The 14,050-nt window shown below is 67.5% G+C and carries 18 protein-coding genes; 7 read left to right on the forward strand and 11 right to left on the reverse strand.

The window, feature by feature from the left end:
* The 3 genes from L5876_RS11275 to hemC all read right to left on the reverse strand — a co-directional run.
* The coding region (locus L5876_RS11275; protein WP_236956458.1) for a hypothetical protein at window positions 1–408 on the reverse strand (408 nt) is incomplete at its 3' end.
* Window positions 409–462: 54 nt separating this feature from the next.
* A complete protein-coding gene (locus tag L5876_RS11280; protein WP_236956459.1) occupies window positions 463–1,182 on the reverse strand; it encodes a uroporphyrinogen-III synthase in 720 nt (239 codons plus the stop codon).
* Window positions 1,179–2,132, reverse strand: a complete 954-nt coding sequence (gene hemC, locus L5876_RS11285) for a hydroxymethylbilane synthase (protein WP_236956460.1) — start codon at window positions 2,130–2,132, stop codon at window positions 1,179–1,181. Before hemC ends, L5876_RS11280 begins: the two co-directional genes overlap by 4 nt.
* Before the next feature lie 89 nt (window positions 2,133–2,221).
* Between hemC and tsaD the strand changes: the two genes are divergently transcribed.
* The 4 genes from tsaD to L5876_RS11305 are packed head-to-tail and all read left to right on the forward strand — an operon-like array spanning window position 2,222 to window position 4,932.
* Window positions 2,222–3,313, forward strand: a complete 1,092-nt coding sequence (gene tsaD, locus L5876_RS11290; protein ID WP_369281037.1) for a tRNA (adenosine(37)-N6)-threonylcarbamoyltransferase complex transferase subunit TsaD — start codon at window positions 2,222–2,224, stop codon at window positions 3,311–3,313.
* On the forward strand, window positions 3,310–4,311 hold the full coding sequence (locus L5876_RS11295) for an NAD(P)H-dependent glycerol-3-phosphate dehydrogenase (RefSeq protein ID WP_236956462.1): 1,002 nt from the start codon (window positions 3,310–3,312) through the stop codon (window positions 4,309–4,311). Before tsaD ends, L5876_RS11295 begins: the two co-directional genes overlap by 4 nt.
* A gap of 1 nt (window position 4,312) precedes the next feature.
* Entirely contained in the window at window positions 4,313–4,603 is a 291-nt protein-coding gene (locus tag L5876_RS11300) for a YciI family protein (protein WP_236956463.1), read from the forward strand.
* Complete coding sequence (locus L5876_RS11305; protein ID WP_236956464.1) at window positions 4,600–4,932, forward strand: Rieske 2Fe-2S domain-containing protein; 333 nt, start codon at window positions 4,600–4,602, stop codon at window positions 4,930–4,932. Before L5876_RS11300 ends, L5876_RS11305 begins: the two co-directional genes overlap by 4 nt.
* Here L5876_RS11305 and L5876_RS11310 read toward each other — a convergent pair.
* Genes L5876_RS11310 through L5876_RS11320 form a run of 3 tightly spaced genes read right to left on the reverse strand, consistent with a single transcriptional unit; the run spans window position 4,929 to window position 7,319 of the window.
* A complete protein-coding gene (locus L5876_RS11310; protein WP_236956465.1) occupies window positions 4,929–6,029 on the reverse strand; it encodes a kelch repeat-containing protein in 1,101 nt (366 codons plus the stop codon). The two genes, L5876_RS11305 and L5876_RS11310, sit on opposite strands and share 4 nt — an antisense overlap.
* Complete coding sequence (locus L5876_RS11315) at window positions 6,026–6,565, reverse strand: hypothetical protein (protein WP_236956466.1); 540 nt, start codon at window positions 6,563–6,565, stop codon at window positions 6,026–6,028. Before L5876_RS11315 ends, L5876_RS11310 begins: the two co-directional genes overlap by 4 nt.
* Entirely contained in the window at window positions 6,558–7,319 is a 762-nt protein-coding gene (locus L5876_RS11320) for a creatininase family protein (protein ID WP_236956467.1), read from the reverse strand. Before L5876_RS11320 ends, L5876_RS11315 begins: the two co-directional genes overlap by 8 nt.
* A 135-nt stretch (window positions 7,320–7,454) precedes the next feature.
* On the opposite strand from L5876_RS11320, the gene L5876_RS11325 reads away from it, so the two are divergent.
* Window positions 7,455–7,898 carry a host attachment protein gene (locus tag L5876_RS11325; protein ID WP_236956468.1) on the forward strand — a complete coding sequence of 148 codons (444 nt, stop codon included), beginning with the start codon at window positions 7,455–7,457 and terminating at the stop codon, window positions 7,896–7,898.
* A 111-nt stretch (window positions 7,899–8,009) separates the two neighbouring features.
* Window positions 8,010–8,864, forward strand: a complete 855-nt coding sequence (locus L5876_RS11330) for a class I SAM-dependent methyltransferase (protein ID WP_236956469.1) — start codon at window positions 8,010–8,012, stop codon at window positions 8,862–8,864.
* 129 nt (window positions 8,865–8,993) lie between these two features.
* Here L5876_RS11330 and L5876_RS11335 read toward each other — a convergent pair whose 3' ends face one another.
* From L5876_RS11335 to rlmN, 5 genes are all read right to left on the reverse strand, one after another.
* Window positions 8,994–9,761 carry a DUF3800 domain-containing protein gene (locus L5876_RS11335; protein WP_236956557.1) on the reverse strand — a complete coding sequence of 256 codons (768 nt, stop codon included), beginning with the start codon at window positions 9,759–9,761 and terminating at the stop codon, window positions 8,994–8,996.
* A 216-nt stretch (window positions 9,762–9,977) separates the two neighbouring features.
* A complete protein-coding gene (locus L5876_RS11340) occupies window positions 9,978–10,802 on the reverse strand; it encodes an extensin family protein (protein WP_236956470.1) in 825 nt (274 codons plus the stop codon).
* A 221-nt stretch (window positions 10,803–11,023) separates the two neighbouring features.
* Complete coding sequence (locus tag L5876_RS11345; RefSeq protein WP_236956471.1) at window positions 11,024–11,164, reverse strand: hypothetical protein; 141 nt, start codon at window positions 11,162–11,164, stop codon at window positions 11,024–11,026.
* Between the two features lie 281 nt (window positions 11,165–11,445).
* Window positions 11,446–11,754, reverse strand: coding sequence for an antibiotic biosynthesis monooxygenase (locus tag L5876_RS11350; RefSeq protein WP_236956472.1), 309 nt, complete (start codon window positions 11,752–11,754; stop codon window positions 11,446–11,448).
* Window positions 11,751–12,911 (reverse strand): 23S rRNA (adenine(2503)-C(2))-methyltransferase RlmN, encoded by a 1,161-nt coding sequence (rlmN, locus tag L5876_RS11355; RefSeq protein WP_236956473.1) that lies wholly within the window; start codon window positions 12,909–12,911, stop codon window positions 11,751–11,753. The genes L5876_RS11350 and rlmN overlap by 4 nt, the downstream gene beginning before the upstream one ends.
* A gap of 262 nt (window positions 12,912–13,173) precedes the next feature.
* Here rlmN and L5876_RS11360 point away from each other — a divergent pair, with 262 nt between their 5' ends.
* Entirely contained in the window at window positions 13,174–13,920 is a 747-nt protein-coding gene (locus L5876_RS11360) for a DUF6065 family protein (RefSeq protein ID WP_236956474.1), read from the forward strand.
* Window positions 13,921–14,050: the final 130 nt, after the last annotated feature.

The following is a 14,050-nucleotide window of genomic DNA, read 5'->3' on the forward strand; positions in this document are numbered from 1 at the left end:
GGCGGGCGGTTCGGCGGTTTCCAGCGCGGCGATGCGGGTTTCCAGCGCGGTCAGGGCTTCGGGATCCTGTCCCGCTTCAGAGGGTTCAGCGGATTCCAGCGCCTCGATCCGGTCCTCGAGCGCTGTGATCATGGCGCGCGTGACGTCCGGCTCGGCGGCTTCCAGTTCGCTCAGCCGGGATTCGACGGCCTCTATCGAGGCGCGCAGGCCGGTATCGTCATAGGCGGTACCGGCCGGGGCGAGGAATTGCGCACCCCAGGCGCCGAGCGCACCGCCAGCGAGCGTGGCCAGCACGAACAGGACCAAACCGCCCAGCAGGCCGCCACCCTTCCGGGACGGCACGTCGCTGTCGGACACGTCCTTGAACTCGGCATCGACCGGTTCGGCGTCCTTGTCCGTCTTGCTCATGGAGGCTCCGCTTCAGCGATTCGTCGCTTCAGATTCAGTCTAGGGCCAGACAGTCTAGGGATCGAGACGGGCCGCGCCAACGCGGTCGAGGAGCGCAGCCTCGTCCGGCGTGTCGGCGATCTTCACGGCGAGCCAGTCCGACCGGATCAGGCTGTCGGCCGCCTGACCGGAAATCGTCACCGCGATGAGATAGGAGAGCCGGCCGGTGAGATCGGCATCGTCCACCAGTGCGGTAAACGCCGCGGCAGCCCGCGAGGAATGGAAGAGGACGAGGGAGAGCTGCTTGCGCTCCAGCGCCTCGCGCGCCGCCTCGGGCAGGCGGCCGGCGGAGACGGCCTCATAGGCGGCAGCTTCCTCCGCGGCGAAACCCGCATCGCGCAGGCTTCCGGCGAGATCGCCGGTCACATGGCTGCCGCGGACATGGACGATGCGGCCCGCCGCCTTGTTCATGCGCTTGCGGATCAGCTGGATCAGATCGCCGACATCGCCGCCAGCCGAGAGCGTGGTTTCGAACCCGGCCTCGCGCGCCGCGGCGGCGGTCGCGTCTCCGACGCACAGGGCGGGCAGGCCACGTTCAGAGCGGGCATTGGCCCAGGCGCGCACGCCATTGGCGCTGGTGAAGGCGAGCGCCTGCACGCCCTGGAGGTCGAGCGCGATGTCAGTGGAGGGCCTTATGGTCAGCATCGGCGCGATGACGGGCGTCAGTCCGCGCTCGCGAAGCGCGTCCGCGGTGCGGCCGGCCCCCGGTTCGGCGCGGGTGACGAGGACTTTCATGACGCCGCCACCGCCGCGGCGAGGGCCTCGCCTCCGGCCGCCTTCACCTTCGCGCCCAGCGCGTAGCCGGCCTTGCAGGCGGTCTTCGGTGCGTTCGGTCCCAGCGTGATCGTCACCCGGTCGGCCCAGCGCTGTTTGCCGTCTGGCGTCAGCGCCTCGCCCCTTATCGTCATTTCCCGGCCTTCAAGCACGGCGTATGCGGCAATCGGAGTGCGGCAGGAACCATCGAGCGCTGCGAGGAAGGCGCGTTCCGCCGCCGCGGCGAGGCTGGAGGGCAGATGATCGAGCGGGGCGACCGCGTCGCGCGCGGCGTCATCGTCCTCGCGGATGGCGAGGCCGATAATGCCCTGCGCCACGGCCGGCAGCATTTCGTTCGCATCCAGCGGGTCGAGGTCTGCTTCGGCGCGGCCGAGTCGTTTGAGGCCGGCCCGGGCGAGGAAGGTGGCGGCGACCTCGCCGGAACGCAACTTGCCGAGCCGCGTGTCGACATTGCCGCGCAGGGTGACGATTTCGAGGTCGGGGCGGAGGTGCAGCGCCTGCGCCTGCCGCCTGAGGCTGGCCGTGCCGAGAATGGCGCCGTGCGGCAGGTCGGCGATGCGCGACGAGCCGGACGCGGTCAGCAGCACGTCGCGCGGGTCCTCGCGTTCAAGAAAAGCCGCAAGCACCAGCCCGTCCGGCATGCGGGTCGGCACGTCCTTCATGGAATGGACGGCGATGGCGGCGCGCTTCTCGTAGAGCGCCTCATCGATCTCCTTGGTGAAGAGGCCCTTTCCGCCGGCATCGATGAGCTTGCGGTCGGTCAGCCGGTCGCCCGTCGTGGTGAGGCCGACGATGGGGAAGGCCGCATCCTTGTCCGCGACGCCATGCGCCTCGGCCAGCAGGCGCTGGACCATGCGGGCCTGGGCGAGGGCGAGCGGGGATTCGCGGGTGGCGATGGGCAGAACAGTCATCGTGTCATTGCGCTTTCGCCCGGCAAGGGAGTATCGAACAGTCCGACATGGACTTATCCCCGCCCCCCGCATCCGCGCAAGCGCGCACGCTGACCGTTCTGGGTCTGGAATCGAGCTGCGACGAGACGGCGGCCGCCGTGCTGCGCCGTCATGGCGACGGACGGGTCGAGGTGCTGAGCGACATCGTGCTGGGCCAGGAGGCCGCGCATGCGCCCTTCGGCGGCGTGGTGCCGGAAATCGCGGCGCGCGCCCATGCCGAAGCGATCGATGGGCTGGCCCGGGAGGCCTTGTCACAGGCGGGAATGACACTTGCTGACATGGACGGGATTGCGGCCACGTCCGGTCCCGGACTGATCGGCGGGGTGATGGCGGCGCTGATGACCGCCAAGGGCCTGGCACTGGGCGCGGGCAAGCCGCTGATCGCGGTCAATCACCTCGAAGGCCATGCCCTGTCGCCGCGGCTGGTCGAACCGCTCGATTTTCCCTGGCTGCTACTGCTCGTTTCCGGGGGACATACCCAGCTGATCTCGGTGGAGGATTTCGGCCGCTACCGGCGGCTCGGCTCGACGCTGGACGACGCGGCGGGCGAAGCCTTCGACAAGTCGGCCAAGGTGATGGGGCTGGGCTTTCCCGGCGGACCGGCGGTGGAGCGCGCGGCGCAGACCGGCAATGCGAGCCGTTTCGACCTGCCCGAACCGCTGCAGAGGCGGGCGGGCTGCGATTTTTCCTTCGCCGGCCTCAAGACCGCGGTGCGCGAGACCTGGGATTCGATCCCGGAGCCGGACGATCAGGACAAGGCGGATCTCGCCGCGGCGGCGCAGTCGGCCATTGCCGCGCACCTCGCCAGGCGGACCGAGCGGGCGATGGAATCATTCGCCGAGGCCTTTCCGCATCTGGCGCGCCCGATGCCGCTGGTCGTGGCCGGTGGGGTCGCGGCGAATTCCGAGGTCCGCGCAGCGCTGAAATCCGCGGCGGAACGGCAGGGCTTCCGCCTGATCCATCCGCCTTCAAAGTGGTGCACCGACAATGCGGCGATGATCGCACTGGCCGGGGCCGAGCATCTGGCGCGGGGCGAGACCGACGCGCTTGACGCGCCGGCCCGCGCCCGCTGGCCTTTGGACGCGGATGCGGCCACGCTGTCGCCGATCATCGGCGCCGGACGCAAGGGACCGAAAGCATGAGCGAATACCAGTCGATCGGGGTGATTGGCGGCGGCGCCTGGGGCACGGCGCTGGCCGAGACGGCGGCGAAGGCCGGCCGGGACGTGACGCTGTGGTGCGTCGAGCCGGAGGTCGCCCGGTCGATCAATTCCACCCACGAGAATTCCGTCTTCCTGCCCGGAGTGACCCTGAGCGAGACGATCCGCGCGACGAACGAGATTGGCGACCTGGCCGATTGCGACGCCATCCTCGCCGTCGCCCCGGCCCAGCACATGCGCCCGGTACTGAAATCCTTCGCGCCGCACTGCCGCGAGGCGACGCCGGTCCTGCTCTGCTCCAAGGGCATCGAGCGCGGCACGCTGAAACTGATGACGGATGTGCTGGATGAGGAGATTCCCTCGGCGATTCCGGCCGTCCTGTCGGGCCCCAGCTTCGCGATCGACGTCGCCAAGGGCCTGCCGACGGCGGTGACGCTGGCGACCCGGCACAAATCGCTTGGTTCGGCGCTGATGAATGCGATCGGCACGCCGCGCTTCCGCCCCTACTGGTCGGGCGATCTGATCGGGGCGGAGATCGGCGGTTCGGTGAAGAATGTGCTCGCCATCGCCTGCGGCATTTCCGAGGGCAAGGGGCTGGGCAAGTCCGCCCATGCGGCGCTGATCGCGCGCGGCTTCGCGGAAATGACGCGCCTCGCCGTGGCGATGGGGGCGGAGCGGGAAACGCTGTCGGGCCTGTGCGGGCTCGGTGACCTCGTCCTGACCTGTTCGTCCACCCAGTCGCGGAACATGTCGTGCGGTGTCGCGCTTGGAGAGGGACGGGCGCTGGCTGACATCATGGGCGAGCGCAAGGCGGTGACCGAAGGCGTGGCCACCGCGCCCGCCGTCGTCGAGCTGAGCCACCGGGCCGGGGTGCGCATGCCGATCTGCGAGGCGATCGCGGCGATCCTGAGCGGTGATGTCTCGGTCGACGACGCGATGGAGATGCTGCTCAACCGGCCGTTCACGACCGAAGGAGACTGACGTGTTCTACGTGGTTCGCGCGATCGACAAGCCGGACAGCCAGTCGCTGCGGATGGAGAATCGCGCCGCGCATCTGGATTTCCTGAAGACCGGTTCGCTGACCGTCGAGGTCGCGGGTCCGCTGGTCGATCCCGAAGGCGGGATGCGCGGCTCGCTGCTGATCGTGCGCGCCGATACCGAGCTGGAAGTCGAGGACTGGCTGAAGGACGATCCCTATACGCAGGCCGGCCTGTTCGAACGCGTCGAGGTCGACGCCTTCCGCTGGGCGATCGGAGCGCCGGAAGCCTCATGATCCTGCCGCCGCCCGGAACGCTGCTCGGCGAGGTCGAAGGGATTCCCGATCCCGGCGGCATCATCGCCAACTGGGTCGAGGCGCCGATCATCCTCGCCTGCCGCGAGGGTGAGGTGCGGGCCTATCTCAATATCTGCCCGCATGCCGGACGGCCGCTGAACCTGCCGAACGGAAAGGTCTTCGCCCATGGCGGCGACACGCTGATCTGCCCGGCCCATGGCGCGGTGTTCGACATCCTGTCCGGGGCGTGCGCGGGCGGGCCCGCCGGGTCGTCCGGCCTGACGCCCGTGTCGGTGGATGTCAGGGGTGGAAAGGTCTATGCCGTCTAGGGAATTCCGATTTCCCTGACGTCGGCGATGACGTTTCGCTCGCCATCCATGCCGCCGATCGTGAAATAGCGCCCGTGCCAGACGATCAGGCCGCGATGGTCCATCGTGCCGGACCCCGGCATGCGCAGCACCATGCGCCAGGCGTCCTGACGCGGGGCGGCGATGTCGTTGGGATAGATCACCTGGTCGAGGGGCAGGGCGGGCGTGCCGTCATAACCCATGCCGTCGTAATTGTAGGGCGTGTCCGTGCCGCCCGCGAAGACGACCGTGCCGCGGGCCGGGTCACCGGCCGCCGCGGCGCGGTAGGGCATGGGACCGGGATGATTGGGCGCGACGCGCCAGTCGATCCGCCAGGGCGCCTCCGGGTCGATCTCTCCCGACCAGCACACATCGTAGCGGCGGAAGCTGCGCCGCCCGCCTTCGGTCTCGGGCGGCACGACCTCCACCCCGCCGCAGACGAGGAGGCTGTTGCCGACAATGCCGCCGGCATGGCCGAACACCGGGCGGCCGGGATAGTCGGTGGCGGTGAACCACAGATTCTGCCGCGCGTCATAGACCTGCACGTCGGCGACATTACCGGTGTCGTGCCAGCCGGAGACGAGGAAGACGTAGCGGTCCTGAAAGGTCAGGGCGACGCTGTCATCGACCGGGACGGGCATGTCCGCCATACGCGTATAGGTCTCGGTGGCGGGTTCGAAGCGCCAGACTTCTTGTGTCGAGCGTTCGCTGCCGTCCTCGGCCACGGTGTAGCCGCCGAACACATAGACGTTTCCGTTGACCGTGGCGGCGACACTGGCCAGCCGCCCCACCCCGTCGGGCAGGCCGGACATGTCCCTGCACGTGCGCGCTTCGAGGTCGCAGGCATAGGCGTCGGCGGTGACGTCTTCCCAGGTCTTGCCTGCATGCAGGCCGGCAAAGGAATAGGCCATGGCCCGCCCGTCGACGCTGGCGAGCGCGACGGCATTGTTGGACACCGGCTCGGGCAGGCGGGCATGGACGCCCGGCGGCAGACCGATCACGGCTTCGGGCGTGCCGGCACCATCGGGCGTGTCCGGGGCGCAGGCGGCGAGAAGGACAAGAGGCAAGAGACGTTTCATCGCTCGAGCCGCTCCTTCAGCGTCTGCAGGGCGTTGCGCCAGGCGGTCTTCATCCGTTCGCAGGAGTCGCCGTCGGGCAGGCGTTCATGGTCGACAGCCAGCTGGGTCTTGTCGCCCGCAGCGGTCAGGCGGAAGACGACACGGCCGCCTTCGGGTCCCAGCCATCGCGCATTGACCGGCTTGCCGGGATTCTCCGTCGTGATTTCGAGCCCGCCCGCGGGGGCCCAGCCGGAAAAGACGGACGGCTCGACGATGGCCGCGCGGACCAAGGGCTCGTCGGCGGCGATCGTCTTCGAGGCGGTGGCCTGAAAGCCCTGCGGCATTTCATGCGCGTCGCGCCGCCCGGTCATGACCTCCCAGCCGCCGGTCACGGCCTGCGCCCACCAGCCGGACAGGCCGTACTGGTCCTTCACGCGGCGGGCGATGTCCTTGTGCGGCAATTCGGTGGCCCAGAGGTCGAGCGCGGTGCGCCACTCGGTCCAGCCCTTGCCGGTGGCTTTCTTCACCGCCGCGTCAGAGATGGGCGGCTCAGCCATGGGCCTCAAGCCTGTCATTGGCGCCGAAGAAGGCCGACACTTCCGAGATCAGCGCGGATTTCGCCGCGGCGACGATGCGCGCGCCCTTTTCCGGCGTCGCCTGGGACGGGTCGGAGCCGATCCGCCCGTCAGGGAAGTTGGCGCGGTAGTCGGCGGCATCGGTGAAGCCGGCGATGGGGGCGATCTTCGGGGTCATCTCGACCCGCTTCACGCTGTCCGGATAGCCGTAATAGGTGACGGAAACCTCCGACGCGGTGGCGTGCATGCCCTCCCCGACCGGGAAGATGTCGCGGCAGAGTTGCATCACGCCGGGCAATTCCCACCAGTTCTGCAGCTTCAGCCGCACCGGGCAGGGTTCGCCGCGCAGCGACCAGGAGGCGTAGTATTCGGAGAAGGCCGTGGTGACCGGCGCGATATTCCCGCCATGGCCATTGAGGAAATAGAGGTCGCGGAAGCCGTGGCGCACCAGCGAGGCGATCCAGTCCTGCAGCGCCGCGATCATGGTCGAGGGGCGCAGGGTGATGGAGCCGGGGAACCCGAGATGGTGCTGGGCATTCCCTACATTGAAGGGTGGTGCCAGGAGAAAGCCCGCCTCGCCCGCCGCCACTTTCGCGATGATGTCGGGACAGAGCGCGTCGGTTCCAATGAGGCCGTTCGGCCCGTGCTGTTCCATCGAACCGATCGGCACGACGATCCCGGTGGACCGGGCCAGATAGGCCTCGATTTCGGGCCAGGACGACAGGGCGAGTTGCATGTGTGATCCTTCCGGCGGCGCTTGCGACATCAGCCTGCGTCAGCGTGCCACGCGAACGCAAGTCTTGCCGGCTGGTCCGGCAGGGGCGACATTGAAAAGCGGGCCGAAACCGGCCCCGATCAGGGAGACACAAACATGCCCGGACCCGACCGCGAAATGTGGATCGTCGTTGCCGATGGCGGCAAGGCGCTGATCTATCGCAATAACGGTTTCGACGATCTGCCCGATCTGCGGCTGGTCGATGCCGACGACATCCATGTTCCGCCCAACCGCGAGATCTGGTCCGACAAGCCGGGGCGCATGCCTGATGCCGGGCATGGCTATTCCGCAATGGAACAGGACGACGCGCACCAGCGCGAGGAGGCGCGCTTCCTGAAGGATCTGGGCGAAGCTCTGAGCGATGCCGCCTACAAGAAGAAGATCGACCGGCTGATCGTGTTCGCGCCGGACCGGGCGCTGGGCATTCTGCGCGACAATCTCGGCCATGCCGAGGCGATCACCGAACACATGGTCAATGTCGACGTGGTCAACGAGCCCGCCGACAAGCTGACCGGGCGGGTGAAGAAGCTGCTCGCCTGACCCCTCACGCCCATTGAATTCTTCGTGACCGGCTTGGACCAGCGCGGGATTCGGCGCATGGTCCCCGCCGACCGGGCCCGCCCTGACGGGCCGCGGATGAAGGGGAATTCCATGAAGACGTTTTTCACGACGATTTCGGCCGCCGCCATGCTGGCCGCGCTGGCCGCCTGTTCGCCGGCCGAGGACACGGCTGACGATGCGGCGATGACCGAAGACGCCGTCCTGTCCGGAGACACGGGCAGCGACACCGCCGCCATGACGGAAGAGGCCGCCGCGCCCGAGCCGGCGCCGCTGACGCTGGCCGAACGTCTCGCCAATGCCGACCGCCCGGACGGCGATGTCGAGCTCGACGCGATGCGCCATCCGGCGGAAATCCTCGCCTTTGCCGGGCTGGAGCCGGGCTGGCATGTCGCCGATCTGGGCGCGGGCGGCGGGTATTATTCCCGCGTCCTGTCGGCCGCGGTCGGCGCGGAGGGCCATGTCCATTCGCAGAATTACGACTGGATCGTCGAACGCTACCCCAATGTCGTGAATGCGATGGACGCGCTCGAAGCCGGGCATTCCAACGTCACCACCCACGTCACCAGCGATACCGCGCCGCTCGACGGCATGGAGACGCCGCTCGACGCGGTCTTCATCGTCCTGCTCTACCACGACGTGGTTCTGGAAGAGGGCGAGGATCTCGCCGCGATGAACCAGGCCATCTATGACGGGCTGCGCCCCGGCGGGGTCTATGTGATCATCGATCACGCCGCGCGCGACGGGTCGGGCCTTGAAGACCTCGAAAGCCTGCACCGGATCGACGAGGCCTTCGTGCGCCAACAGGTCGAGGCCGCCGGTTTCGAACTGCAGGGCGAGGCCGACATCCTGGCCAATGCGGATGACGACCGGACGCTGAACGTGTTCGACCCGGCGATCCGCCGCCAGACCGACCGCTTCGTGCTGGTGTATCGCAAACCCGAATAGAGATGCTTCCGGTCACGGGGCGGGCGTGGTAAACTCCGCCTTGTGAGCCGACCCGGGCGCGACCCGGCTTAAGGTTTGCAAAACAAGCGGGCGGCCTCGTGGATCATCCTCGGGCCGCCCGTTTTCTTTTCAGCTATTCTCGATCACGAAGACGCCGTCGGAATCGGTGCCGCCGATGCGGTCGATATTGGGGCCGAGGGCTTTGAGGAAACTCTCGTTCGCCTTCTGCTCCAGCACGGCGCCATGCGGCTTTTCGCGCTGATAGACGGCATAGGCGCACAAATCCGCGGCCTGGATCAGCAGCGAGGATTTCGAATCGCGGCGCTGGGGCTGTTCGATGACATATTTCAGCGGCCGGTTCTCGATCTCGCTCTTGCGCCACAGCCACCAGCCCTTCGTGACGCGCACCGGGCGTTCACGGCGCAGGCCGCGCACCAGCTTGTCGAGCTGACCGCCATGGGTGTCGTCCGAGACGATGAAGCCGGGAATGCCGGTTTCCGGCGCGCGGCCGCGATTGAGCGCGTTCAGATAGCCGTCGAACCGCCCGAGATGCGCCGACCAGCCGGCGCGGAAGACGTCGGTTTCGGGGGGCAGTTTCGCTTTCCGGACCACGGTCAGCAGGATTTTCATGTGCGGCATCTTGCCGAGGCGTTCCAGGGTCGACTGGATCAGCGCCACCCGGCGGGCGTGATTGCCGGGACCGGAGCGCAATATCGCCGAGCCGCGCAACTCGTCATTCGGCTTCAGCCCGTATTGCGCGCCAAGATCGCGGCGCATGTCGATCAGGCGTTTCTCGGTCTCGTTCCAGCGATTGGCGGGCGTGATCAGGCCGGCCAGCACGAAGACCGGCGTCGAACCCGGTTCGCGCCCCGCATCGCCCGACTCGTCCACATACATCAACTGCACGCGATACCCCCTCGCCGCCTTATGGTTAACATGACCGGACAGGGGTCACGAACAGAAATCGCGTGACAGGCGAAAGCGCGACGGGGATCGAATTGAAGACCCCTCACCCTAACCCTCTCCCTGCAGGGAGAGGGAATCAGGTGCGGCGTTTCTTCCCCTCTCCCTCGAGGGAGAGGGTGGCCCGAAGGGCCGGGTGAGGGGGAGAGCCTACCGGCACATCTGCCAGGAGCCCATGTCGAGGTGGAAGTGGTCGTGGTGGGCGGCGTTGTAGTCCGGCCCCAGAACGCCGGTGAAGAGCTGGCACGACCCGTCGCGGACCTCGCGCAGGAAGGCCGATGCCGCGCCGTCTTCGTCCCAGTCGGTGACCTGAACCACGCGGCCGTCGGCGAGGCGGAAGCCCGACACGTCGATCGCGTTGGCACCGGCATGTTCCGACCAGCTGCCCGATTGCGCGCCATTGACCCGGCGGCAGGAGAAGGTGCCGTAGTGGAGGATTTCGGTGACCTCGCTGCCGAGGTGATCCTGCGCGGCGGGCTGGAGGATTTCGCGCTCCCAGACATAGAGCGCCGCGGCCAGCGCGCAGGAGGCGACGTCCGGGGCCGGGCTGGCATAGCCGACATTCGACTGTTCGATCCGCACACCCGCCTGCCAGTGACAGGCCGGGGTGGAGGCAGTGGGGGGTCCGGCGCGGGTGAATTGCATGTCCGAGCCGTCGAGTGCGGCAAGGCAGGCGTCGGCATTGCCGCGCAGGGCACGCAGATGCGCCGAGGTGAAAAGGTGGATGCCGGGCTCTTCGAGATCGGCCTGGCCCCACGGCTTCCGGCCCTCGGGCTGGGCGTCGATGTATTGCAGCACCGCGCCGACGCCGAACGCGCCGATCAGCAGGATACCGGCACGCGCGGTAATCTCCGCCCACATCGGCCAGCCGGTCGGGCCGCGGCGCGAGGGTTTGCGCTTCGGTCTTGCCGGAGGCGGGGTGCGCGGCACTTCGCCTTTCGGCGGACGCTGGAAGGGTCCGTAGACGGGCTTCATGACGGTTTATCTAGAATTCGATGCGGCGAAACCGTGGCAAGGGGCTGGGAATTTTGAGGGAGACGGGGTCGCCGGGACCTTCCCCTCGCCCCCATTTGGGGGAGAGGGGTCAGGGGTGAGGGGGTATTCGCCCAAACCTGATTTCGGAGCCGAACCCCTCATCCGCCCTGACGGGCACCTTCTCCCCTTCAAAAAGGGGAGAAGGGAGAAGGGCAGATGTCTCAGGACAGGCCGTTGTTGAGGTCGGATTCCAGTTTCAGCCTGTCCTGAGGAGCATCCTTGATTCCGCCCTCCCCCTCCGCGGGGAGGGCCGGGAGGCTGAGCGTCAGCCAGCCGGCCGGGGTGGGGGTAGTTTCAATCATCTCTCTCCGACGCTCCCCGGTTTCGCGAAGCGAAGACCGGGGTCTATCCTGGATCCCGGATCGGCTTCGCCGTCCGGGAAACGTCAATTCAGACGTTGACGGGGTCCCCATGACAATGGGGACCTGAGGCATGCACCCGGTTTCGCATTCCCAATGCCTGTCCCCGCGAATGCGGGGATCGCGGGAAGCCCATGGAAAAAGTAAGTTCACCCCACCCCGCTCCCGTCGACCTGAAGGTCGCCGCTCGCGTCCCTCCCCTTCAAGGGGAGGGAAGCACGCCCTCATTCTTCCCTGAGCACATCATCCGTCACCGTCAGAACCACCTCGTCGAAACGTTCGGCGATCGCGGCCTGCATGGTCTTGAAGCAATCCATCGAGAAGAAGTCGTGCTCCGCGAAGCAGTCTTTGCGGACTTCTTCTGACGGCCAGCGGGCATAGGACCAGAACAGGCCGTTTTCGCCCTGATGCAGGCGCGCGCCGTATGAGCCGCATTTCTCGTGGATCAGCCGGGTGCCTTCGACCCAGGCGGCACGGAATTCGGCTTCCTTCCCGGGCGTGATCCGCCAGCGGTAGATGACGGCGATGGTCACGCCGACGCAGCGTCCTGCAGCTTCTTCCGCTCGCTCGCCCGAAGCTTCTTCGATTCCGAGCGCAGCTGGCCGCAGGCGGCGAAGATGTCGCGGCCGCGCGGGGTGCGGATCGGGCTGGCATAGCCCGCCCGGTTCACGACTTCGGCGAAAGCCTCGATCCGGTCCCAGTCCGAGCACTCATACGGGCTGTTCGGCCAGGGGTTGAACGGGATGAGGTTGATCTTCGCGGGCACGCCCTTGAGCAGTCTCACCAGCGCCTTCGCCTCGGCGAGGCTGTCGTTCACGCCCTTCAGCATGACGTATTCGAAAGTGACGCGCTTGGCATTGCCGAGGCCGGGATACTGACGGATCGCGTCCATCAGCTCTTTCAGCGGATATTTCTTGTTCAGCGGGACGAGCTCGTTCCTGAGATCGTCATTCGTCGCGTGCAGCGAGATGGCGAGCATCGCGCCGGTGCGCTCGCCGAGCTCGACAATCTTCGGCACCACGCCCGAGGTCGAGACCGTGATGCGCCGCCGCCCGATCGAGATGCCGTCGCCGTCGGAAATCGTGTCGATCGCGTCGGAGACGTGATCGAGATTATAGAGCGGCTCGCCCATCCCCATGAAGACGATGTTGGTGATCTGGCGGTTCTCATTCGAGGTCGGCCATTCGGCGAGGTCGTCGCGGGCGACGATGACCTGCGCGGCGATTTCCTGCGCCGTGAGATTGCGCACCAGGGGCTGGGTGCCGGTGTGGCAGAAGGTGCAGTTCAGGGTGCAGCCGACCTGGCTCGACACGCACAGCGCGCCGGAGCGGCCGACATCGGGGATGAAGACGGTCTCGCATTCAACGCCGGGGGCGAGGCGGATCAGGTATTTGCGCGTGCCGTCGACCGAGACGAGGCGTTCAACGATCTCCGGGCGGTTGAGCGTGAAATTCTGGTCCAGGACGGCGCGCAGATCCTTCGACACGTTGGTCATGGCGTCGAAATCGGTGACGCCGAAATGATGGATCCAGCGCCACAGCTGGTCGGCGCGCATCTTCGCCTTGCGCTCTTCCACGCCCGCCCCCTCGATCAGGGCGGTTTTCAGGGCGTCACGCGTCAGTCCGGCAAGCGAGGGCTTGCCGGGCACGGGCTTCGCGGACGGGTCGTAGAGGTCGAGTGCGGTCGTCATGGGCGCGTCATCTAATGCAAATCGGGCGATTTTGCGAGGGGGGCTTCCTCTGCTGTCTTCGCCCTCCCCCTTCGCGGGGAGGGCCGGGAGGCTGCGCGTCAGCCAGCCGACCGGGGTGGGGGTGTCTTGCAGGACCGCTCACCCCACCCCGCTCCCGTCACCCTGACGGGCGCCGCTCGTGTCCCTCCCCTTCAAGGGGAGGGAAAGGCGTTGGCCGCATCTGCCGGTTCACCTCACCCGCCCGCCCCGCTACCCTCGCACCATGAAACTCACCCTCTTCCCGCTGGTGGCCGGCGAGATGCCGATCCGCCCCGCCGGGTCCCGCCGCGACTGGATGGACAGCGCACGCGAAGCCTTTCCCTATCGCTGCCTGCCGCTCGCGCTGGCCAACCAGCATGGCTGGGAGGTCTTCACCCCCTTCGACTTCGAGGCGGAATGGAATGGCGGCGAACTGCCCGCCGACGTCGTCGTGCGGTCCGCCAAGCCCATTCCGCAAGGGTCGCCCGGCGCGCCGCTGGCGAATTTCGGCGAGGGCGTGCTGACGTTCGAGCTGAGCTTCATGCTGCGCACGCCGGAGGGCTGGAACACTTTCGTGACCGGACCGATGAACGGGATCAAGGACGGGATCGCGCCGCTGTCCGGCGTGATCGAGACCGACTGGAGCCCCTATAGTTTCACCATGAACTGGCGTTTCACCCGGCCCGGCAAGGTGCGGTTCTCCGCCGGAGAGGCGGTCGCGACCCTCTTCCCGGTGCCGCGCAATCTGTTCGAGACGTTCGAGCCGGAGATCGTGTCGATCCACGATGATCCGGAGACCTACAAACACTTCATGGAATGGCGCCAGCAGCGCGCCGATTTCGCCGAGCGCCTTCTCCGCCACGAGAGTGGCGCGGTGGAGGAAAAGTGGCAGAAGACCTATTACCGCGGCCTCTATCCCAAGGGCGAGAAAGGCCCGGAGGACCACAAGATCAAGCTGCGCGTGAAACCCTTCGGGCCGGGGAAGGCGTAGCTTCGTCATTCCCGCCCTTCGAGGCGCGGCCTGCCGGCCGCTCCTCAGGACAGGCGCTTTCCTTCTTTCCTCCCCCGTTCACGGGGGAGGTGTCAGCGCAGCTGACGGAGGGGGAAGTGGGGGGGGGGGG

The organism is Hyphobacterium sp. SN044 (genome assembly GCF_021864465.1).
Taxonomy (GTDB): Bacteria; Pseudomonadota; Alphaproteobacteria; order Caulobacterales; family Maricaulaceae; genus Hyphobacterium.